We start from the raw sequence: 20,945 nt of genomic DNA, 5'->3' as shown, positions 1-20,945 counted from the left end.
TTAAACTTTGTATAATCTATTTAAACAAATAAATAAACATGAAAAATATTTTTCTTTCTATTGTTGTTCTTTTAACTATTCATAACAAAACATTTTCTCAAATCTCTACAGCTTCTTCCAGCGAGGTTTCTGCTTTTAAAAAAGCAGTTTTATATGTCGTACTTCAAGGTAACACTACAACTACAAATGTAAAATACACAAAAGTGGTGAATGAAACTGAAGTAGAAACGGAAAACAAAGAAATGGTTGAAAATGTAGAATCGGAATATAACAAAGCGATGCGTTTTGCAATGAAAAATTTATGGAAGATCAATAAATTCGAATACATTACAGAGGCTGAATTTGAAGAAAAAAAATTTGATGTAGGTTCGTATTTTCTTTTTGCTGCAAAGCATAAAACCGAAGATAAGGAACCCATTACATTAAATTATTTGATTATAGCTCAAGGTGATAAAAAAGCAAAAAAAGTTGGTAAAATGAAATGGCTTGCTGCTCTTCCTCTTTCCTTCGATAATGTTTCTGACCAGTATTATAATTACAAAATACCTGGTCTTGTTCAGTTCCTTCAAAACCACATTGAATTTGTTTTTACAAATGGAATAGCTGAACAAAAGAAAGTGTTAAGTCATTACAATAGCAAAACAAAGGAAATTAAAGATGGTGTGCTTTATGTATTAGCAGAAGATTTAACCGCAAAGGTATACAGTGAGGAGGCAATTGCTAAAATATTTAAAGGTGAAGTGAAAATTGTTGATCAAAAACAAATCAATACCGCCATTAAAAAGCAAGATCCTAATGTTCTCTATTTTCATAAAATAGGGCCTGAAAAAATTTCAAATACTGGAACTTGTCTTAAATATATTTTATCTGCAAAAGGTGGAGAATTGCTTTATATAAGTGAACATAAAATTTCTAAAGGAACTCCTGAGGGATTGTTGGAAAGTGATTTTAAGCAATTCAATAAATAGTTAATAGCTTGAAAGGACTATGAATTCAAATAATTTTTTAATATTCAAATAATGTCAGACGATAAAAAAATAATATTTTCCATGGTAAAGGTCGGTAAGACTTTATCTACAAATAAGCAAATCTTAAAAGATATATACCTGTCATTTTATTATGGAGCAAAAATTGGGATCATTGGTTTAAATGGTTCAGGAAAATCCACTCTAATGCGAATTATTGCAGGTGAAGAAAAATCTTTCAATGGAGAAGTGGTTTTTTCCCCTGGCTATTCGGTAGGTTACCTGGAACAGGAGCCCAAACTGGATGAAACCAAAACAGTAAAAGAAATCGTTCAGGAAGGTGTACAAGAAACAATTGATTTGCTTAAGGAATTTGAAACCATCAATGAAAGGTTTTGTGATCCTGAAATTCTTGAAGATCCCGAAAAAATGGATAAGTTAATGGCCAGGCAAGCTGTTGTACAGGAAAAAATTGAACAGACTGATGCTTGGGAACTAGACAATAAACTTGAACGGGCAATGGATGCATTGCGTTGTGCTGAAGCAGATACGCTAATTAAAGTACTCTCTGGTGGAGAGAGAAGAAGGGTAGCACTTTGCCGGCTTTTGCTCAAACAACCGGATATTTTGCTTTTGGATGAACCAACAAACCATTTAGATGCAGAATCAATTGATTGGCTTGAACAATACCTGCAACAATATAAAGGAACAGTTATTGCCATTACTCACGATCGTTATTTTCTTGATAATGTGGCCGGATGGATTCTTGAATTGGACAGGGGAGAAGGTATTCCATGGAAAGGGAATTACAGTTTATGGTTAGATCAAAAAACAAAACGTCTTGCTCAGGAAGAGAAAACGGAAAGTAAAAGAAGGAAAACTCTTGAACGTGAGCTGGAATGGGTGAAATTAAATCCAAAAGGAAGACAAGCAAAATCAAAAGCCAGGTTAGGTGCTTATGATAAATTAATGAGTGAGGATACTAAATCCAAAGAAGATAAATTGGAGATTTTTATTCCTCCAGGACCAAGGCTGGGTACAAATGTTATAGATGCTGTTTCAGTTTCAAAAGCATATGGCGAAAAATTGCTTTATGAAAACCTTAATTTCTCTCTTCCTCCTGCTGGTATTGTTGGAATAATAGGGCCAAATGGTGCGGGAAAAACCACTATTTTCAGAATGATTATGGGCCAGGAAAACCCTGATAATGGATCATTTAAAGTAGGCGAAACAGTAAAAATAAGTTATGTTGACCAAAGTCATTCTTCCATTGATTCTGAAAAAACGGTTTGGGAGGTTATTTCAGGTGGACATGAAAATATTGAATTAGGTGGAAAATTAATGAATTCCAGAGCATATGTTTCTAAATTCAATTTCAATGGGGCTGATCAGGGTAAAAAATGTGGTGTGCTTTCCGGTGGTGAAAGAAACAGGTTGCACCTTGCCATGAGTTTAAAACAAGAAGCAAATGTTTTGCTTTTGGATGAGCCAACAAATGATATTGACGTTAACACTTTAAGAGCTTTAGAGGAAGCGCTCGAAAATTTTGCAGGTTGTGCTGTTATTATTTCTCACGATCGTTGGTTTTTGGATAGAGTTTGTACCCATATTATAGCCTTTGAAGGAAACTCACAAGTATATACTTTTGAGGGTGCTTATTCTGATTACGAGGAAAATAAAAAGAAAAGACTTGGAGATGTAAATCCACAACGTCTTCGCTATAAAAAATTGATTGCTGGGTAAGAAGATAATTGGCAATAGGTTTTTATTTTTTTTTGTTATGAAAATTATTGCTTATTAGTGTAACTATGTGTTAAATTTTCCTGTATAATTGTTGAAAAATATATTGCTTTACGAATATGAAAAATCAAAAATCAGATCCTAAAAATGTTTCATCAAAAAAGAAACAGGATATTGATGGATTAAAAAAGGGGCCTAAACTAAAGGTTGCCGAAAAAAAATTACACAAAAACTGGAAAAATTCTCTTTTTTCAGAGGATGAAGATGACTTCTTAGATGAACCATTTTCGGATATTGAATCAGAGGATAATGACTCTGACAGAGATGATTTAAATGATGAAGATCAAGAATACAATGATTGATTCATTGAATTTTTTCATACTGAAATCATTCAAACTTTCTTATGATTAACCTTAAAAAGTTCATTAGCATTAACTCTGATCTTGCCTTATTCGCTTTTGATATCCGAAAGAAAGTATTTGTCCAGGAACAGCATGTTAGAGCAGAGGATGAGTTTGATGAATTTGAAAAATTCTCACAGCACTATCTTGCTTTTCATGATGGAACTCCTGTGGGCACTGCACGTTGGAGGCATACTCAAAACGGAATCAAACTGGAAAGGTTTGCCGTACTTGAAGAATTTAGAAGTAAGAAAATAGGCCATTGTATTTTAAAAGAAATTTTAAAAGATGTTGTACCTTTTCGAAAAAGAATTTATCTGCATGCCCAACTTCCCGCAGTAAAATTTTATAAACGTCAGAAATTTATAGAAGAAGGAGAAATTTTTCACGAATGCAACATAGCTCATTATACAATGAACTATATGGGTAAAACCAAAAAATAGTTAAATTTTAAAACTCCTTTTAAGCGTGCTCATTTTAATGGCAGTAACTGCGGCTTCTTCACCTTTGTTTCCGTGAATTCCTCCTGCCCTTTCTTGAGCTTGTTCGTATGTGTTAGGGGTTAAAACTCCGAAAATAACCGGAGTGTTATATTTTAGATTCAAATCTTTAATACCCATTGAGGCGGCCTCACAAATAAAATCAAAATGTTTGGTATCTCCTTGTATTACACAACCAAGACAAATGACTGCATCAGGTTGTTCGAATTCCAGGAAAAATTGTGCACCCAGAGCTAATTCATAAGCTCCGGGCACATATTTAATACTTATCTCTTTTTTAACAGCTCCATATTTTAAAAGCGCATCAATAGCACCTTTGGCAAGAGCATTTGTTATTTCAGCATTCCATTCGGCCACAACAATTCCAAAACGCATACCAAGGGCAGATGGAACTTGGGTATGACTGAAATCTGAAAGGTTTTTTAGTGCTGTTGCCAATCTGAAATTTATTTTGCTGCAATTGCGGATTGTGCTCTTGCAATGTATTTTTCTATTTCTCTTCCCTCATTTGTATCAGGATAATTTTCTTTTATTTTACTGTATACTTCCACAGCTTTGCTGAAATTGCCAAGTTCTTCATAAACAATTCCGGCCCTCATTAAATAAATAGGCGAGGTGAACTTGTTGCTGTTTTTGTCTGCCGCGCTTAAGTAATTATCAACAGCATCCTCTAATTTTCCCATTTCGGCATAAGCATCACCTATTGCTCCTTGTGAGATAGAACTTAACATTTGATCATCAGAACTAAATTTTTCAAGATGATTAATCGCGTTTTGGAATTCACCTTTTCTCAAATAACCAATTCCCATGTAATATTGAGAAAGGTTTGCTGCAGAGGTTACTCCGTAATCGTCTATAATGTCATTAAAACCAAGGTGATTTCCATCCCCAAACATAGCTTTATCCAGCGAATCTTTTGTGAAATAACGCTCGGCATAAAACATGTAAGATTGAGCCTCTGCCTCTTGTGGCGCGACATATAACTTTGCCCAGGCAAAATATAAAACCACAATGGCTACTATAGAGCCAAGTATAATACTATAGCTTTTTTTGTTCTCCTCTAATTTTTTCTCCCAGGAGCTTAATGTTTCTTCAACATCTATTATTTGTTCTTCATTCTTTTTAGACATAACCTTAATCAGTTTTTATTGGAAAGTGCAAAAATAAGTTTTTTTATATATGAATCACTTTATTTTATGAGTTAGTGTATAAATAATATAAAACTCTTGTTAAAACGAGGATTTCAACAAAAAAATATAACTAGTTTTGTAAACTTTAAATTTTTATGCAGCTCCACAAGCTTTTTCTGATCAATTTTAAAAATTATTCCGAAGCGGATATTAATTTCTCTGCTAAGTTTAATTGTTTTGTGGGAGATAATGGCCAAGGAAAAACAAATTTATTGGACGCCATTCATTATTTAAGCTTTTGTAAGAGCTTTTTTAATCCCATTGATTCTCAAAATATTTTAAATGATGCCCCTTTCTTTGTAATACAGGGAGAATTTATTAATGAAGAAAATACTGAAAACATATATTGTGGATTGAAGCGTAATGAAAAGAAAAAATTTAAACGCAACCAAAAGGAATACAGTAAACTAGCAGATCATATTGGACTCATTCCTTTAGTTTTGATTTCACCTGCTGATGCTGAACTTATTACAGATGGAAGTGAGTTCAGACGGAAATTCATGGATAGTGCCATTGCTCAGCACAACAAAACTTACCTTGAAAAGCTAATTACCTATAATAAAATACTAAGTCAAAGGAACGCTTTACTGAAGAATTTTAACGAAAAAAGATACTTTGATAAGGATTCCCTTGAAATCTGGGATGCACAACTCATCACTGCCGGGGAATACATTAATAAAAAAAGAGGTGCTTTTATCAGGGAGTTTCTTCCACTTTTTCAAAAATTTTACATTCATATTTCTGGCAATAATGAAACAGTAGGGATTGAATACGAATCAAAATTAAATGAAAACAGTTTTCAAAGCCTTCTTTTGGAAAGTCTTCCAAAGGATCGCAATGTTTTATATACTACTTGTGGTATTCACAAAGACGATCTTGTATTTAAAATTAATGAGTTTCCAATAAAAAAGATGGGCTCCCAGGGTCAGCAAAAAACATTCTTGCTGGCATTAAAGCTAGCCCAGTTCGAATACCTTAAAAAAATAAAAAAGTCGCTACCTTTGCTTTTGCTTGATGATATATTTGATAAGCTTGATCAAAAAAGGGTTGCCAGGCTCATGGAAATAGTTGGTTCGGATGATTTTGGCCAAATTTTTATTACGGATACAAACAGTCAGCGTATTTCTGAAATTTTATTTAATTTGCAACTGCCATTTAAAACGTTCAAAATAGATAAAGGAACTGTAGTGGAGGAGCTTAAAACAAGTACTATTTAAGCACAATAGGCTTAAAAGCAATTAAAAGGTTTGCTCCACAGGAGCCATATTTATAAAATCAATGAAAAGAAGCAGCAATCAGCAATCTATAGGAGAGGCCATTACGGATTTTTTGAAACGATTTCGTATAGATGTTAAGTTAGCAGAAGTATCTGCTGTGGCATCCTGGGAAAAATTAATGGGGGTTACTGTAGCAAAACGGACCAAAGAAATAGTCATAAAAAATAAAACCCTTTATTTGAAAATTGAATCATCTGCATTAAAGGATGAATTATCTTATTCAAAAGAAAAGATAAAGGATTTGATTAATAAGGAGGCGGGAATGGTTGTAGTTGAAAATGTGGATATCCGTTAAAATCTGAGTGAAATACCAATAAAAATAAGAGGCTGTTCCAAATGGTCAGCCTCTTTTTTTGTTAATAATTTTGGCCGTCTCAATATTTTATTTTTGAGACAGCCTCTTTTTTTGAAATAGACATGCTAAAACCGTGTATAAACACGAATAAATTTAATATGGCTCCTGATAAATCGGGATAACATTTAAAAAACAAATTGTAATGGGTTTTTTAATTAATGTCTTTCCAACATAGAAAAGAAGAAGTTGCCTTCATTTTGTGCGTTTTCATCACTGTCGGAACCATGAACGGCATTAGCAGCAATAGATTTAGCATATTTTTTCCGGATTGTTCCTTCTTCAGCATCGGCAGGGTTAGTTGCTCCAATTAATTTACGAAAGTCAGCAACCGCATTGTCTTTTTCTAGAATAGCTGCCACAATTGCTCCTGCTGACATATAAGAAACAAGCTCTCCATAAAATGGTCTTTCTTTATGAACTTCATAAAAACTACCTGCTGCATCTTTTGTTAATTTGGTATATTTCATTGCCACGATGCGAAAACCAGCCCCGGTAATCATGTCTAAGATTCCACCGATGTATCCGTTTTCAACCGCATCTGGTTTTATCATTGTAAATGTTCTGTTAGTTGCCATTCTTGTTTTTATTGATTAATTATAATTGTTTTTAAAAATTTCAAGTTGCGAAAATAGAAAAATAATTTGTGCCTTCCCGTCTATTATTTCTATTTTTGTTGAATAACCAAAATAAATCCTCCTTGAACAAAAAAGATATAAATAAAGTAAGTGCTACCTTATCCATTCCCCGGAATATTGTTATTGTAACACATAAAAACCCCGATGGGGATGCAATAGGCTCTTCGCTTGCCTTATATAATTATTTGCAAATTAAAGGCCACCATGTTACTGTTATAACACCAAATGATTATCCTGATTTTTTAAAATGGCTCAACGGTAATAATAAAGTTATTAATTTTGAAACTAAAGCTAAAAAGGCAAAAGAAATAATAAGCAAAGCGAATGTTGTTTTTTGCCTTGATTTTAATTCATTAAAAAGAATTGATGAATTAGGAGAAGTTATCGGTATTAGTGATGCCATTAAAATCATTATTGATCATCACCTAGAACCCGAGGACTTTGCAGATGTAACTATTTCGGACACCTTTGCTAGTTCTACAGCTCAAATGGTTTATGAATTTATTGTAGCAATGGGTGATAAAGATATTATAAATAAGGCCATAGCTGACGCCATCTATCTAGGTATTATGACCGATACCGGATCATTCCGTTTTTCTTCAGTTACAGCCCTAACCCATCATGTAATTGCTCATTTAATTGAAGCTGGAGCAGATAATTCAATGGTTCATGAAAAAGTATATGACACCAATACTGAAAGCAGATTAAAATTATTGGGCTATTGCCTGAGTGAAAAGCTCAAGGTTTTTGAAGAATTCCATACCGCTTTAATTACCTTAACTAAAGATGAGTTGCAAAGATTCAATTATAAAAAAGGGGATACTGAAGGCTTTGTAAATTATCCTTTATCTATTGAAGGAATAAAAATGACTGCTTTTTTTACTGAAGGCGAGGAATATATCCGTATTTCATTTCGTTCAAAAGGTGATTTTTCGGTAAATGAACTTTCCAAAAACCACTTCAATGGTGGTGGACATGGCAATGCGGCAGGAGGTATGTCTGAACTAACAATGGATGAAACAGTTTTAAAGTTCATTTCCTTGTTACCACAATACAGAAACGCGCTTCAAAGTTAAATGTATATGATTTATCGTTTTCATACCATAGTCCTCGTTTTTATGCTTGCTGTCACTCTTTCGGATTGTTCTGAAAATCAATCAAATAATAAAAACAGACCCACAGAAGCTGAGTATAAGGAAAAGTTGATAGCTGCTAATAAGAACATGGTCAAAAAAGATGACGAGCAAATAAAAAATTATATTAAGTTGCATAAAATTCCTATGCAGGAATCCGGTACTGGTTTAAGGTATTTTATTTCAGGCAAGGGGATAGGAGAAAAAGCCAAAACAGGACAATACGCTACTTTGAATTTTAAATTAACGCTTCTTGATGGTACTTTATGCTATTCATCTGATGAAAATGGTCCGGAAGAATTTTTAATCGGTCAGGCTAATGTTGAAAGTGGATTGCATGAAGGCATAACTTATATGCGTGTTGGAGAAAAGGGAGTTTTTATATTGCCACCACATTTGGCTCACGGTCTTTTGGGTGATGAAAATAAAATTCCTCAAAGAGCAACACTTGTTTATAATGTTGAACTTTTAAGTTTACGTTGAGTGTCTAAATATACTCGTTATAGCTTTTGCCTTTTAATTGTTGTTTTTTCTTCTTGCTTTTCCAAGCCGCAAGGCTTTTTACAAACATCATCTGGTTTAAAATACAAGTTTTTTCATTTGGGAACTGGTAATTTGCCTAAGCAGTTTGATTACCTTAGAATAAAATATCAAGCAATTCCAATTAATCAAAATAAAAATTCCATTGCAGTTACCCATGAAAAATTTTTCCAGTTAAATTTCAATTATCCAGAAAGCCTGATTGAAGAAGCCCTTACAATGTTAAACAAGGGAGACAGTGCTGCGTTTATTTTTCCCTTTGATGAGGCTGCACGTTTTTTTATTATTGATTCGGTGGGCAAACCTAAGAAGGTTATCCTAAACATTAAAATTGTTGAAATTATTCCAGCAGAAAAATACCTTAAACACCAAATCGAATTAAAAGAATGGGTAAATCATAAAAGTGATCACGAACATAAAATTTTAAAAAAATACATTAAAGAAAATAATATTTCAGAATCATCCTATTCAGATGGGATATATTTGATTTTTGAAAAAAAAGGTGAAGGAAAAAAAATAACACAAGGGATGAAGGTTTCTATAAATTATAGGGGTTCATTCTTAAATGGAGAAGTATTTGACGATACCTTTGCGGATAAAAAATCTTTTGATTTAACTTTAGGTACTTCCGAACAGGTAATTAGCGGGTTGGAGATTGCAATAAAAAAAATGAATAATGGAGGAAAAGCGAAAATAATTATACCTTCGCATTTTGGTTTTGGGGAAAGTGGTTCCTCAACAGGAATTATTCCACCGAACACAACTTTAATATACGAAGTTGAGATTTTAAGAGTTAATAATTAGTATTTATAAAAAACAAAAAATGAAATTTAAAAAATTTATTCCATTGTTGTTAGCCCCTGCAATGCTAGTGTCATGTCAAGGTGAATTTCCAGGCTATAAAGAAACAGAAACAGGCCTTTTGTACAAGCATCTTTTAAAAGTTGAGGATGCAAGACAGGCAAAAATTGGTGATTTTATTAGCATCGATCTTGTTTATTACACAAAAAACGATTCTTTACTTTTTGATTCAAGAGTTACTGGTCAACCAATGTCCATTAAAATTATGGAATCAGAATATAACGGTGACATTCTTGAAGGATTTACAATGCTTGGAATAGGCGATAGCGCTTCATTTCTTGTGAATGCAGATTCTTTTTTTGTTAAAAATGTAAAAATTGATGTTCCTGAATTCATAGAAAAAGGGAGCAAACTTAGATTTGAGGTGAAAGTAATTAATTTACAATCAGCAGAGGATATTAAAGCAGAACAAGAAGCAAGAATTGAAAAGATGCGCGAGCAGGAGATGAGTCAATTAACCGCATATCTGGAAAAGAATAATATTGTTCAAACACCAACACCCAAAGGACTTTATTATATTGAAACAGTAAAAGGAACTGGAAAAAAGGCGGAAAAAGGTAAAATGGTAAAGGTTAATTATACCGGAAGACTTCTGGACGGAACTGTTTTTGATACAAGTGTTGAAAGCGAGGCTAAAAAAGCCAATGTTTTTGATCCTCAGAGACCTTATGCACCCTTAGATTTTCAATTAGGTGCCGGAATGGTTATTCAAGGATGGGATGAAGGTATTTCCTACATGAATGTTGGAGGTAAGGCTACATTAATAATACCATCAAATCTTGCCTATGGTGAAAGTGGTGCAGGTGGAATTATTCCTCCTAATACCACTCTTGTTTTTGAAGTTGAATTAAAGGAAGTTAATTAAAACTTAAGTTTTATGTATAAAATATTTTCAGTGCTTATCCTTGCTCTTTTTATAAATGCAGCAACTGCTCAGGCTCAAGAAAAACAAAAAAAACAAAAAAAGGAGAAAAAAACCATGTCTTTATTAAATAAAGAATTCACAACAGAATCGGGGCTAACCTATAAAATCATTCATGAGGGCAAAGGCATTCGTGCAAAAGCAGGTGATATGGTTTTCGTTCATTATACCGGTAAATTAACCAACGATACTGTTTTTGACAGTTCACTCTTTAGGAACCAACCCTTTAAATTTAAACTTGGTACAGGTCAGGTAATTAAAGGATGGGATGAGGGAATTGCTCTTTTGAACGTAGGTGATAAAGCGATTTTCACTATTCCTTCTAAATTAGGTTATGGTGAACGAAACATGGGGAAAATTCCTTCAAACTCAACCTTGATTTTTGAAGTTGAGCTCCTTAGCATTGTTGAAAAACCAAAACCTTTTGATGTAAAAGGAAAAGATACAATTACCACTTCATCTGGACTTAAATATATTAAAATCAATGAAACTAAGGGAGCAGCTGCTACTGCGGGAAGCAATGTTTATGTACATTACACAGGTTATTTATCCGATGGGTCTGTTTTTGATTCTTCCGTTGAAAGAGGCGAACCATTTACCTTTCAATTGGGGCAGGGTAGAGTAATTGCAGGATGGGATGAAGGAATAGCTAAGCTTAAAGTAGGTGAAAAGGCACAATTAATTGTGCCACATACTCTTGGATATGGTGAAAGAGGATTTCCACCAGTAATTCCTGAAAATGCTCTACTTATTTTTGATGTTGAATTAATTGATGTAAAAGTAGCTGATTCCCACCAACACCGACCTGGTGATGGACATAACCATTAATTTAAATAATAGCAACAGAATTAAAAACCCTTGAATTATTTTCAGGGGTTTTTTGTTTTTGGTAATGTTAATTGGGATTTTATAATTTCCAAAAAAAGCACTAATTTATAAGGCTCATGTTTTTTATAATTGACTTTTTGCTTTATTTGAATGAATAAATTCCTTAATTAAATTCCCTTTTAGTAAATTTAAAGGAGTTAAGAGTAAAATTTTCTTATTTTTGCCCCCAATTTTAAAACATTATTGATGTCTTTACATATTGAAAAATTTTTAGGGGAAGGATTAACTTATGACGATGTTCTATTAGTTCCTGCCTATTCCGAAGTACTTCCAAGAGATGTAAATATCTCTTCTTTTTTTACAAAGAAAATAAAACTGAATACTCCGATTGTTTCTGCAGCCATGGATACTGTTACTGAGCATGCAATGGCAATTGCAATTGCCCAGGATGGAGGCATAGGTGTTTTACATAAAAACATGAGTATTGCTGCTCAAGCCGATCAGGTAAGAAAAGTAAAACGATCGGAAAGTGGAATGATTCAGGACCCCATTACTTTGCCGGTAAATGCAGTTGTTGCAGATGCCTTGAATATAATGAAAGAACATAAAATAGGAGGCATTCCTGTTATTTCCGAAAAAAGGGAACTTGTTGGAATTGTTACAAACCGAGATTTGCGGTTTGAAAAAAACATGGCAAGGCCTGTTAAGGAGGTTATGACCAGCGAAAATATTATTACTACTAGTGATGGTAAGGATTTGATGAATGCTGAAAATATATTGCAGGAGTACAAGATCGAGAAACTTCCTGTGGTAGACAAAAACAATGTTCTTATTGGGTTAATTACTTATAAGGATATTATAAAAACCAAGATAAGGCCAAATGCTTGCAAGGATGAACTTGGAAGGCTCCGTGTTGCAGCAGCAGTTGGGGTTACTCATGATGTAATGGATAGGGTTCAGGCTTTGGTTAAGGCTGGTGTTGATGCGGTAATTATTGATACTGCCCATGGGCATTCAAAAGGAGTTGTAGATACTCTTAAGAAGGTAAAAGCTGCATATCCTGATTTACAGGTGGTTGTTGGAAATATTGCTACCCCCGAAGCCGCTGTAATGCTTGCCGAGGCAGGGGCAGATGGGGTTAAAGTAGGAATAGGTCCTGGTTCTATTTGTACTACAAGAGTAATTGCAGGTGTGGGTGTTCCTCAGCTTACTGCAGTTTACGAAGTTGCAAAAGCATTAAAGAAATTTAATGTTCCTGTTATTGCTGATGGAGGTATTCGCTTTACAGGAGACATTGTAAAAGCCCTGGCTGGAGGAGCAAGCACAATAATGGCTGGCTCATTGTTTGCCGGTGTGGAAGAATCACCCGGTGAAACTATTATTTATGAAGGCAGGAAATTTAAATCCTATAGAGGCATGGGCTCCATTGAAGCAATGCAGCAAGGTTCTAAAGATAGGTATTTTCAGGACGCTGAAGAGGACATTAAAAAGCTGGTTCCTGAAGGAATTTCGGGAAGAGTTCCATATAAAGGTAACCTTTCCGAGGTGATTTATCAATTTATTGGTGGTTTAAGAGCAGGAATGGGATATTGCGGTGCAGGAGATATAGAGAGCCTGCAAAATGCAAAATTCATTCGAATTACTGCTGCCGGAGTAAGGGAGAGTCATCCTCATGATGTAATTATTACAAGGGAAGCTCCCAATTACAGCAGGTAATAAAAAACCATATTTGGAGTTTATGGTAATTGTAATTATTTTTATAAGAAACTTAAGATTTGTTTAAACTTAAATAACATTAGAATATGAAAAAATTAATTGTTTTAACCGGGGTTGTATTTTTAACTTGTTTTTCTTTATTTGTCATTGCACAGGAAAAGGACCCGGTTTTAATGACTATCGGAGATAAGAAGGTGAACTTCTCTGAATTCATGAATGTTTATAATAAAAACTCTAACAGGCAGATTCCAGGTGATGAAAAATCATTGGAGGAATATCTTGAACTTTTTGTTAATTTCAAACTAAAGGTTAAAGAAGCAGAATCTCTTGGACTTGATACTACTTCTGCTTTTATTAATGAATTGGCTGGTTATAGAAAACAACTGTCCCAACCCTACCTTACAGATAATGCAGTTAATGATAATTTGCTTTCTGAGGCTTACGAAAGGCATAAAATTGAAATAAGCGCTAGTCATATTTTGGTAAATGTAAGTGAAACAGCTCTTCCAAAAGATACCCTTGCTGCGTATATGAAAATTATTAAAACCCGGGAGCGAATATTAAAAGGTGAGGATTTCGGGGAATTGGCTAAGAGAGTTTCTGAAGATCCATCTGCTAAGGAAAATAGCGGTAATCTTGGATATTTTACTGCAATGCAAATGGTATATCCTTTTGAAACAGCAGCATTCATTACAGCCGTTGGAGAAGTTTCCATGCCCGTTAGGACTCGTTTTGGCTATCATTTAGTTAAAGTACTTGATAAAAGGACTGCAAGGGGACAAATTCTTGTTGCACACATAATGGTTGAAAACCCAAAGGAAGGATCAGGTCAGGATCCAGAGGCTGCAAAATCAAAAATAGTTGAAATTCATAAAAAGGCAAAAAGCGGAGAAGATTTTGCTCAGTTGGCATCCCAATACTCTGATGACAAAAGTAGTGCAAAGAAAGGTGGAGAATTACCTTGGTTTGGAACCGGAAGAATGGTTCCGGAATTTGAAAATGCCTCCTTTCAACTTTTAAGCAAAAGTGATATTTCAGAGCCTTTTCAAACAAGGTTCGGATGGCATATTGTTAAAATGGTCGATAAAAAAGAAATCCCCACATTCGAGGAAATGAAATCTGAATTGAAAAACAAAATTTCAAAAGATTCCAGATCACAGTTAGGCAGAGTAGTGTTGATATCGAAAATTAAAAAAGAATATGGCTTCAAAGAAAATATTAAGAACAGAGATGAACTAGTAAAATACATTGATTCAACCTTTTTTATTGGTGAGTGGAAGGCTAGCAGTGCAAAATCATTATCTAAACCTTTATTTACAATTGGCCAAAGTTCATTTACACAAAAGGATTTTGTTGCTTATCTTGATGCCAATCAAAGTAAAAGACCTGATGTTACGGTTCAAGTTGTTGTTATCCTCCTTTACAATTCTTTTGTTGAAAATGAAATTATTTCATATGAAGAAAGCAGGCTGGAGCAAAAATATCCTGAATTTAAAGCCCTGATGCAGGAATACAGAGATGGTATTTTATTGTTTGAACTAACCGACAGAATGGTATGGTCAAAAGCTGTTAATGATACAGTAGGATTGGAGGCTTTTTACCAGGAAAATAAAAACAATTTTATGTGGAATGAGCGTGTTAAAGCCACCATTTATTCAAATTCTGATAATACTATTGCAAAGCAAACAAGAAAAATAGTATCTCAATCAAAAAAGAAAGGTTATTCCTCTGATGATATTGTAAAAATGGTAAATATCAATTCTCAATTAAGTCTAAAGGCCGAATCAGGAAAATTTCAAAAAGGAGAGAATGATATAATTGATATTGTAACATGGGCTCCAGGTATTTCACAGGACATTAATAAAGATAGCAGAGTAGTTTTTGTACAGGTTCATGAAAAACTTGCACCGGTACCTAAAACACTAAAAGAATCAAGAGGTATGGTAACTGCAGAATATCAGTCATATCTTGAAAAGCAATGGATAAAGGAACTTAAGGCCAAATACCCTGTAACAATTAACAAGGAAGTACTTTCATTAATTAAATAAGATTAAGAAGTTTTAACAAGATAAGTTTATAGTTTCTTCCATACAGAAGCTATAAACTTATCTTTTTTTGAATCAAAATGTTAAGTATTAGAACCACAATATACCTTTTATCATTCAGCTTAATTATTCAGGGATGCAATTTCGTTTCACCTAAAGATGAACAAGTACCTGTTGCAAGGGTGCATGATAGGTTTTTGTATAAAACCGAATTGGAAAGCGTAATTTCACCTGGATTAAGTCAGGAAGATAGTGTTGCAAAGGCCAACAGTTATATTAACAATTGGATAAGACAAACTCTTATTTATAGCCACGCTGAAAAAAATCTTAGTGAGGATCAAAAAATGTTCGAACAGAAACTGGAAGATTATAAGCGATCGCTGATTATTTATACTTTTGAAAGAGAATTAATCGACCAGATCCTTGACACAATTGTTACCCGCGAACAAATTGAGTTTTATTATGATCAGAATAAACAAAATTTTGAATTAAAAGATAATATTATAAAAGTTCGTTATATAAAGGTGGATAAAAGTGCTCCTGATCTTGAAAAAGTAAAGGTGTGGTATAAATCAAATAAGGAAATTGATTTAATTGCACTTGAAAATTATGCCTATCAGTTTGCACAGAATTTTTTTCTGGATGAGAACAATTGGTTGCTTTTTGAAGATTTACTTAAAGAAATACCTATTTTAACATACAACAAGGAAGAATTTCTAAAAAACAACAGATTTGTTGAGGTAGAAGACTCTGTTTCATATTATTTCGTTAACATTAGAGGATTTAAAATTAAAAACAGCATTTCACCAATGAATTTTGAAATGGATAATATCCGTAATATTCTTATCAATAAAAGAAAGATAGAGTTAATTAATAAAATGAAAAATGACATTTATGAAAAAGCCCTGCAGGCCAATGATATTGAAATATTTGAAGGATTATAAAGCTTTTTCGCTTTTCTTGGTTTTGGTGCTACTATGCCAGGCACTCACTTTTGCTCAGCCCAAAGTAATTGATCAGGTAATAGCCGTTGTTGGAGGAAATATTGTATTGAAATCAGAATTGGAAAACCAATTGCATCAGGTAAAATCTCAGGAGATTCCAAATGGCAGCCCGGAAGTTGATCGTTGTGAATTGCTTGAAGAAATACTTTTTCAAAAATTATTATTAAATCAGGCAGTGCTTGATAGCATTGTAATAAGTGATTCACAGGTTGAGTCGGAAATGGACAGGCGTTTGCGTTATTTTATTCAACAAATTGGATCCGAGAAAAAGCTGGAAGAATATTATGGAAAATCCTTATCGGCAATAAAAGAGGAGTTTAGAAAATTAATAAAGGATCAGTTGCTTGTTCAGCAAGTGCAGAGTTCTATTACATCAAAAACTACGATTACTCCTTCGGAAGTAAAAGCGTTTTTCAACCGTATTCCAAAAGATAGTATTCCACTAGTTAGTTCAGAGATTGAGGTAGCTCAAATTGTTGCTCAGCCTAAAATTAGTGAAGAGGCCAAGGCTGAGGCAAAGGAAAAAATTCAAGCAATACGTGAAAGAGTCATAAAGGGTGAAAAATTTTCTACCCTGGCTGTTCTGTATTCCGAAGATCCCGGGTCATCTAAAAAAGGAGGCGAACTGGGGTTTGTAGATAGGGGTTCTTTTGTTCCTGAATTTGAAGCAGTTGCTTTTAAACTTAAAGAAGGCGCGGTTTCTCCTGTAATAGAAACTCAATATGGGTTTCATTTTATGGAATTAATTGAGAGAAGAGGGGAACAGATTAATATCAGGCATATTTTAATTGCTCCTAAGATTTCCAACGAAGATTTAAGAATTGCTAGAAATTTCCTGGACAGCATAAGAACACTTATATTAAATATAGATACTCTTGATTTTGCAGAAGCCGCTGCTTTATATTCAGACGATAAAGAAACCAAATTCAATGGTGGCTTATTACTCAATCCTCAAACAGGTACCACTTCTTTTGAGGCTGATCAACTCGAGCCTTCCTTGTTCTTCACTATTGATAAATTAAAAATAGGGGAAATTTCAAATCCTGTTCTAATGCAAATCCCCGGAGGAAAACAAGCATACAGGCTATTGTATTTAAAGAAGCGTACGGAGCCTCACAAAGCAAATTTAAAAGAGGATTACCAAAAAATACAGGAAGCCGCTTTGAATGAAAAAAAGCAGCAGGTTGTCCAGGTTTGGATTGATAAAAAACTTGCAAATACCTATTTCAAGTTAAATGATGAGTATAAATCATGTAACTTTGAAAGTTTTAAGCAAAAAACCCAATAAGAATATTTTAATATTTAAAGGCATTATAATCCTGATTTTTAAACTCGAATAGAATAAATGGAAACACCTGTATTTAAATCTGATGTAGAAGCCGTGGATGCTTTTGTTGGTCGTTTCGATGAATTAAAGCGTGAAATTTCAAAAGTAATAGTTGGGCAGGAAGAAACTGTTAATGATGTATTGATTTCTATTTTCAGCAAAGGGCATTGTTTGTTAGTAGGTGTGCCTGGTTTAGCCAAAACCCTACTTGTAAATACAATTGCAAATGTTCTTGGTTTAAGTTTTAATCGTATCCAATTCACCCCTGATTTAATGCCCTCTGATATTATTGGATCTGAAATTCTGGATGAGCATAGAATGTTTAAATTCATTCCGGGACCTTTATTTTCCAATATTATTCTTGCCGATGAGATAAACCGGACTCCTCCTAAAACTCAATCAGCACTACTTGAGGCTATGCAGGAAAAATCCATTACCACTGGGGGAAAGCGCTACGAACTTGGAAATCCTTTTTTTGTGCTTGCTACTCAAAATCCAATTGAGCAGGAAGGTACATATCCGCTTCCTGAGGCCCAGCTAGACCGTTTTATGTTTAATGTATGGCTGGATTATCCAAAGTATGAAGAGGAACTCTCCATAGTAAGGCAAACAACCAGTCAGGATGAAGTTAAATTAAACAGGGTAATGCAGCAGGAGGAGATTATTTATTTTCAGAATTTAATCAGAAGAATCCCAATAGCTGATAATGTATTAGAATATGCAGTGAAACTTGCTTCTAAAACACGCCCAGGCTCAGAGTACTCCACTGAAATGGTAAATAAATACCTCACTTGGGGGGCAGGACCAAGGGCTTCACAATTTTTAGTGATAGGGGCTAAATGCCATGCTGCGATTAACGGAAAATACTCACCGGATATTGAAGATGTAAAAGCTGTAGCCTTACCCATACTAAGACATCGGATTGTAAGAAATTACAAGGCAGAGGCAGAAGGGTATTCAATTGAAAAAATTATTGCTGAATTACTTTAGTTTCTTTAATTAAGTCAAATTTTTTGACTTTGCTTAAGTTCATAACCTGAAAAAGCAGTTTTTGAAATTTGGGTTTAGTTCCACTCCTATTACAGGAACCACATGTTATTCGGAATACATATAAACCTGAGTTCGGTTTAATTATATTTCGTGCAATTTGTCCAAGATTCCTCACTCCATTACCTGTTATATAATTAACTCTTATGAATTAATTGAAAAGGGACTGTTTTAAATAGACAGTTCCTTTTTTGGTTTTAAGGAGTTTGATTTCTGCTTTAAAATTAGTAAATTCAAAAGAGAATTGAATTAAGATTCACAATATTAAATTACTTAAAACTGAAAAATTATGGAAATGATTAATAGGGAAGAAATCAAAAAACTAGCTGCAATAAAATCAACTATTTGTATTTCTATTTACTTGCCAACTCATTTTTTTGGTAAGGAAACTTTTGAGGGAGAAGATATGATTAACTTTAAAAGCACAATACAAAAAATTGAAAACCGGTTAATTGAAAAAGGGATAAAAAAAGATAAGGTTGAAAACATGCTTAAACCAGCAAAAGAGCTTATAAATGATACAGGTTTTTGGAGGCGTCAATCCAAAGGGCTAGCCGTTTTTATTTCAGATAATTATTTCAATCATTATGAAATTCCTGTTGAGCTTACTTCTTTTGAACTTATAGCTGGTAATTTTCACCTAACACCTTTGTTTCCAGTAGTTTTTGAAAATGGTGTTTTTTATCTTCTTGCATTTAGTAAGGATAAGGTTAGGCTATATACCGCAACCAAATATGAAATTAATGAAATAGAACTTGAAGATTTTGTTCCTCAGGGAATGCAGGAGGCCTTGATGTATGACGATCCTCAAAACATGGGTACTTTACAACATCACTCTGGTCAGGGAGGCCAGGCAAATGCAATGTTTCATGGGCAAGGCGCAGGTAAGGATGTTCAAAAAACTGATGTAGCAAGATATTTAAATGTAGTGGATTCCGGAATTATGAAATTAATAAAAGGTGAGCAGACACCACTGGTACTTGCAGCTGTTGATTACCTGGTTCCCATTTATAAAACTGTTTCGAATTACAATTTCATTGCTGAAAATGCAGTTTTTGGAAATCCTGAATATGTTAATATTAATGAATTGCATGAAAAGGCCTGGGAAGAGGTAGAACCTGAATTTAAGAAAAAACGAGAAAAAGCTATTTTGAATTACAAAGAAAATTTTGATGCATCGCTTGTTTCTTCTACACCTGAAAGAATTATTCCCGCAGCATTTTATAAACAGGTAAATCAATTGTTTATTGAGAAGGATGCAAATATTTGGGGTAATTTTAATCCGGAAAACAATACCTTGGAAATTCATAAAACATACAAGGAGGGTGACCATTGCCTGATAAATGAAACAGCGATTCAGAGTTTTATAAATGGGGGAGAGGTGCATACTTTATTAAAAGAAGAAATGCCTGATGCAAATAATCCAATGTCAGTAGTCCTAAGGTTTGCATGAAAATAGCTTTACAAGGAATAAAAATCTTTATAGACCATTAATTATTAGACTTTTAAAGTAACTTTAAAGATTTACGAATGAATCAAAAAAAAGTTATCTCTTAAAAGGTCGCGCTTTGGTATTTGATGTAAAAAAAATTACCTCAAATAAGTTAGGATCCTGCTTTAATTGGTAATACCAGGTGAAATCCTGTTTCATTTTTAGTTTTATAAGGGGAAATTGAAAATTCTGCATTGTTTCTGCTGTAAATAACTCTTGCTAAGGCATATCCTAATACTGCACCACCAAAAACATCACTCCCCCAATGTTTATTATCATGTATTCTTGACAACCCGGTTAAGGTTGCTAAAGAGTATGCTATAATGGGGATAATTGGCTTATCCTTGTATTCCATTGCCACAATGGTTGCAATTGCAAATGCAGAGGTGGTATGTCCTGAAGGGAAAGCAGTACTGTAATTAAAATCCTTGAAATTAGTGCTGCCTTTTAAGCCTGTTGCAAAACCGTGCCAATTACCAGGATCAGGATTTTCTGAATAATAGGGCCTGTCGCGGTAAAAAGCAGCCTTGGAAAGAAGGATAATAGGTCCAGAAATTACCAGAGTTTTTGCACTTATCAGGGCCACCCGCTTTGTTCGGTCGTTTTTTGCCAAGGTCCCATGCAAATAGAGTAAACCTATTAATGTTGAGGAGTAAAGCCCACTTCCTAATGGCTCTAATACATGTTGTGAAATTCCATTTGAAGTTGGTGTTCTTTGTAATTGGGAAAACTGCTGAACTCTTAGGTCCTGAGTATAAACAAAATAACCTGTTCCAGCAATTGCCCAAAATGTTATCCATTGGGTTTTGTCCATATAAAGTGGGGCCAATGCAATGTCCTTAATATCACTAAAGCCTGATTTAAAGTATTGTTTACTAAGCCTTGGTGAATTATCAACGGATATTTGCGAATGCGCGTTTACAGAAAAAATTAAGAGTATAATTGAGAAAAAAAATCGTTGCTTCAT

Annotated in this window: 21 protein-coding genes; 17 read left to right on the top strand and 4 right to left on the bottom strand. The window is 34.0% G+C overall.

Annotated elements, in window-relative coordinates:
• Window positions 1–38 precede the first annotated feature (38 nt).
• The 4 genes from H0V01_00235 (at window position 39) to H0V01_00220 (ending at window position 3,549) form a co-directional block, all read left to right on the top strand.
• Complete coding sequence (locus H0V01_00235) at window positions 39–968, top strand: hypothetical protein (GenBank protein ID MBA2581790.1); 930 nt, start codon at window positions 39–41, stop codon at window positions 966–968.
• Window positions 969–1,019: 51 nt separating this feature from the next.
• Window positions 1,020–2,708: an energy-dependent translational throttle protein EttA gene (gene ettA / locus H0V01_00230; GenBank protein ID MBA2581789.1), complete on the top strand. Its 1,689-nt coding sequence runs from the start codon at window positions 1,020–1,022 to the stop codon at window positions 2,706–2,708.
• 116 nt (window positions 2,709–2,824) lie between these two features.
• Window positions 2,825–3,067 carry a hypothetical protein gene (locus H0V01_00225; protein MBA2581788.1) on the top strand — a complete coding sequence of 81 codons (243 nt, stop codon included), beginning with the start codon at window positions 2,825–2,827 and terminating at the stop codon, window positions 3,065–3,067.
• 41 nt (window positions 3,068–3,108) lie between these two features.
• Window positions 3,109–3,549, top strand: coding sequence for a GNAT family N-acetyltransferase (locus H0V01_00220; protein MBA2581787.1), 441 nt, complete (start codon window positions 3,109–3,111; stop codon window positions 3,547–3,549).
• Here H0V01_00220 and H0V01_00215 read toward each other — a convergent pair whose 3' ends face one another.
• Window positions 3,550–4,044 carry a 6,7-dimethyl-8-ribityllumazine synthase gene (locus tag H0V01_00215; protein MBA2581786.1) on the bottom strand — a complete coding sequence of 165 codons (495 nt, stop codon included), beginning with the start codon at window positions 4,042–4,044 and terminating at the stop codon, window positions 3,550–3,552.
• An 8-nt stretch (window positions 4,045–4,052) separates the two neighbouring features.
• On the bottom strand, window positions 4,053–4,736 hold the full coding sequence (locus H0V01_00210) for a tetratricopeptide repeat protein (GenBank protein MBA2581785.1): 684 nt from the start codon (window positions 4,734–4,736) through the stop codon (window positions 4,053–4,055).
• Between the two features lie 155 nt (window positions 4,737–4,891).
• Between H0V01_00210 and H0V01_00205 the strand changes: the two genes are divergently transcribed.
• Together H0V01_00205 and H0V01_00200 are read left to right on the top strand one after the other, a co-directional pair.
• Window positions 4,892–6,013: a DNA replication/repair protein RecF gene (locus H0V01_00205; protein ID MBA2581784.1), complete on the top strand. Its 1,122-nt coding sequence runs from the start codon at window positions 4,892–4,894 to the stop codon at window positions 6,011–6,013.
• A 61-nt stretch (window positions 6,014–6,074) separates the two neighbouring features.
• Complete coding sequence (locus tag H0V01_00200; GenBank protein MBA2581783.1) at window positions 6,075–6,368, top strand: DUF721 domain-containing protein; 294 nt, start codon at window positions 6,075–6,077, stop codon at window positions 6,366–6,368.
• Window positions 6,369–6,583: 215 nt separating this feature from the next.
• On the opposite strand, the gene H0V01_00195 is transcribed toward H0V01_00200, so the two are convergent.
• A complete protein-coding gene (locus H0V01_00195; GenBank protein MBA2581782.1) occupies window positions 6,584–7,003 on the bottom strand; it encodes a nucleoside-diphosphate kinase in 420 nt (139 codons plus the stop codon).
• Window positions 7,004–7,125: 122 nt separating this feature from the next.
• Between H0V01_00195 and H0V01_00190 the strand changes: the two genes are divergently transcribed.
• The 11 genes from H0V01_00190 (at window position 7,126) to H0V01_00140 (ending at window position 19,939) form a co-directional block, all read left to right on the top strand.
• The gene (locus H0V01_00190; GenBank protein ID MBA2581781.1) at window positions 7,126–8,139 is read left to right on the top strand and encodes a bifunctional oligoribonuclease/PAP phosphatase NrnA; all 1,014 of its coding nucleotides are present in this window, start codon (window positions 7,126–7,128) and stop codon (window positions 8,137–8,139) included.
• A 6-nt stretch (window positions 8,140–8,145) separates the two neighbouring features.
• Window positions 8,146–8,679, top strand: a complete 534-nt coding sequence (locus tag H0V01_00185; GenBank protein ID MBA2581780.1) for an FKBP-type peptidyl-prolyl cis-trans isomerase — start codon at window positions 8,146–8,148, stop codon at window positions 8,677–8,679.
• Window positions 8,680–9,540, top strand: a complete 861-nt coding sequence (locus H0V01_00180; protein MBA2581779.1) for an FKBP-type peptidyl-prolyl cis-trans isomerase — start codon at window positions 8,680–8,682, stop codon at window positions 9,538–9,540.
• Between the two features lie 502 nt (window positions 9,541–10,042).
• Entirely contained in the window at window positions 10,043–10,462 is a 420-nt protein-coding gene (locus H0V01_00175) for an FKBP-type peptidyl-prolyl cis-trans isomerase (protein MBA2581778.1), read from the top strand.
• Window positions 10,463–10,576: 114 nt separating this feature from the next.
• Window positions 10,577–11,347: an FKBP-type peptidyl-prolyl cis-trans isomerase gene (locus H0V01_00170; GenBank protein MBA2581777.1), complete on the top strand. Its 771-nt coding sequence runs from the start codon at window positions 10,577–10,579 to the stop codon at window positions 11,345–11,347.
• A 246-nt stretch (window positions 11,348–11,593) separates the two neighbouring features.
• Window positions 11,594–13,063 (top strand): IMP dehydrogenase, encoded by a 1,470-nt coding sequence (guaB, locus tag H0V01_00165; protein MBA2581776.1) that lies wholly within the window; start codon window positions 11,594–11,596, stop codon window positions 13,061–13,063.
• 86 nt (window positions 13,064–13,149) lie between these two features.
• Window positions 13,150–15,111 carry a peptidylprolyl isomerase gene (locus H0V01_00160; GenBank protein MBA2581775.1) on the top strand — a complete coding sequence of 654 codons (1,962 nt, stop codon included), beginning with the start codon at window positions 13,150–13,152 and terminating at the stop codon, window positions 15,109–15,111.
• Between the two features lie 77 nt (window positions 15,112–15,188).
• Window positions 15,189–16,052, top strand: a complete 864-nt coding sequence (locus tag H0V01_00155; protein MBA2581774.1) for a hypothetical protein — start codon at window positions 15,189–15,191, stop codon at window positions 16,050–16,052.
• Window positions 16,003–17,400 (top strand): peptidylprolyl isomerase, encoded by a 1,398-nt coding sequence (locus tag H0V01_00150; protein ID MBA2581773.1) that lies wholly within the window; start codon window positions 16,003–16,005, stop codon window positions 17,398–17,400. Before H0V01_00155 ends, H0V01_00150 begins: the two co-directional genes overlap by 50 nt.
• 57 nt (window positions 17,401–17,457) lie before the next feature.
• Window positions 17,458–18,429, top strand: coding sequence for a MoxR family ATPase (locus H0V01_00145; GenBank protein MBA2581772.1), 972 nt, complete (start codon window positions 17,458–17,460; stop codon window positions 18,427–18,429).
• Window positions 18,430–18,775: 346 nt separating this feature from the next.
• Window positions 18,776–19,939, top strand: a complete 1,164-nt coding sequence (locus tag H0V01_00140) for a hypothetical protein (protein ID MBA2581771.1) — start codon at window positions 18,776–18,778, stop codon at window positions 19,937–19,939.
• A gap of 151 nt (window positions 19,940–20,090) precedes the next feature.
• Here the strand turns inward: H0V01_00140 and H0V01_00135 are convergent, their stop codons facing one another.
• A complete protein-coding gene (locus tag H0V01_00135; GenBank protein ID MBA2581770.1) occupies window positions 20,091–20,945 on the bottom strand; it encodes a phosphatase PAP2 family protein in 855 nt (284 codons plus the stop codon).

This window comes from Bacteroidota bacterium, assembly GCA_013696965.1.
Classification (GTDB): domain Bacteria; phylum Bacteroidota; class Bacteroidia; order JACCXN01; family JACCXN01; genus JACCXN01.
Note: the sequence above shows the minus strand (reverse complement) of the source record. Positions and strands in the feature narration are given on the sequence as shown.

Excerpts from the sequence above, each read along its gene's own strand:
- H0V01_00235 (MBA2581790.1), top strand. The coding sequence starts at position 39 with ATGAAAAATATTTTTCTTTCTATTGTTGTTCTTTTAACTATTCATAAC.
- ettA (MBA2581789.1), top strand. The coding sequence starts at position 1,020 with ATGTCAGACGATAAAAAAATAATATTTTCCATGGTAAAGGTCGGTAAG.
- H0V01_00225 (MBA2581788.1), top strand. The coding sequence starts at position 2,825 with ATGAAAAATCAAAAATCAGATCCTAAAAATGTTTCATCAAAAAAGAAA.
- H0V01_00220 (MBA2581787.1), top strand. The coding sequence starts at position 3,109 with ATGATTAACCTTAAAAAGTTCATTAGCATTAACTCTGATCTTGCCTTA.
- H0V01_00210 (MBA2581785.1), bottom strand. The coding sequence starts at position 4,736 with ATGTCTAAAAAGAATGAAGAACAAATAATAGATGTTGAAGAAACATTA.
- H0V01_00205 (MBA2581784.1), top strand. The coding sequence starts at position 4,892 with ATGCAGCTCCACAAGCTTTTTCTGATCAATTTTAAAAATTATTCCGAA.
- H0V01_00200 (MBA2581783.1), top strand. The coding sequence starts at position 6,075 with ATGAAAAGAAGCAGCAATCAGCAATCTATAGGAGAGGCCATTACGGAT.
- H0V01_00195 (MBA2581782.1), bottom strand. The coding sequence starts at position 7,003 with ATGGCAACTAACAGAACATTTACAATGATAAAACCAGATGCGGTTGAA.
- H0V01_00185 (MBA2581780.1), top strand. The coding sequence starts at position 8,146 with ATGATTTATCGTTTTCATACCATAGTCCTCGTTTTTATGCTTGCTGTC.
- H0V01_00175 (MBA2581778.1), top strand. The coding sequence starts at position 10,043 with ATGAGTCAATTAACCGCATATCTGGAAAAGAATAATATTGTTCAAACA.
- H0V01_00170 (MBA2581777.1), top strand. The coding sequence starts at position 10,577 with ATGTCTTTATTAAATAAAGAATTCACAACAGAATCGGGGCTAACCTAT.
- guaB (MBA2581776.1), top strand. The coding sequence starts at position 11,594 with ATGTCTTTACATATTGAAAAATTTTTAGGGGAAGGATTAACTTATGAC.
- H0V01_00160 (MBA2581775.1), top strand. The coding sequence starts at position 13,150 with ATGAAAAAATTAATTGTTTTAACCGGGGTTGTATTTTTAACTTGTTTT.
- H0V01_00155 (MBA2581774.1), top strand. The coding sequence starts at position 15,189 with ATGTTAAGTATTAGAACCACAATATACCTTTTATCATTCAGCTTAATT.
- H0V01_00150 (MBA2581773.1), top strand. The coding sequence starts at position 16,003 with ATGAAAAAGCCCTGCAGGCCAATGATATTGAAATATTTGAAGGATTAT.
- H0V01_00145 (MBA2581772.1), top strand. The coding sequence starts at position 17,458 with ATGGAAACACCTGTATTTAAATCTGATGTAGAAGCCGTGGATGCTTTT.
- H0V01_00140 (MBA2581771.1), top strand. The coding sequence starts at position 18,776 with ATGGAAATGATTAATAGGGAAGAAATCAAAAAACTAGCTGCAATAAAA.
- H0V01_00135 (MBA2581770.1), bottom strand. The coding sequence starts at position 20,945 with ATGAAGCAACGATTTTTTTTCTCAATTATACTCTTAATTTTTTCTGTA.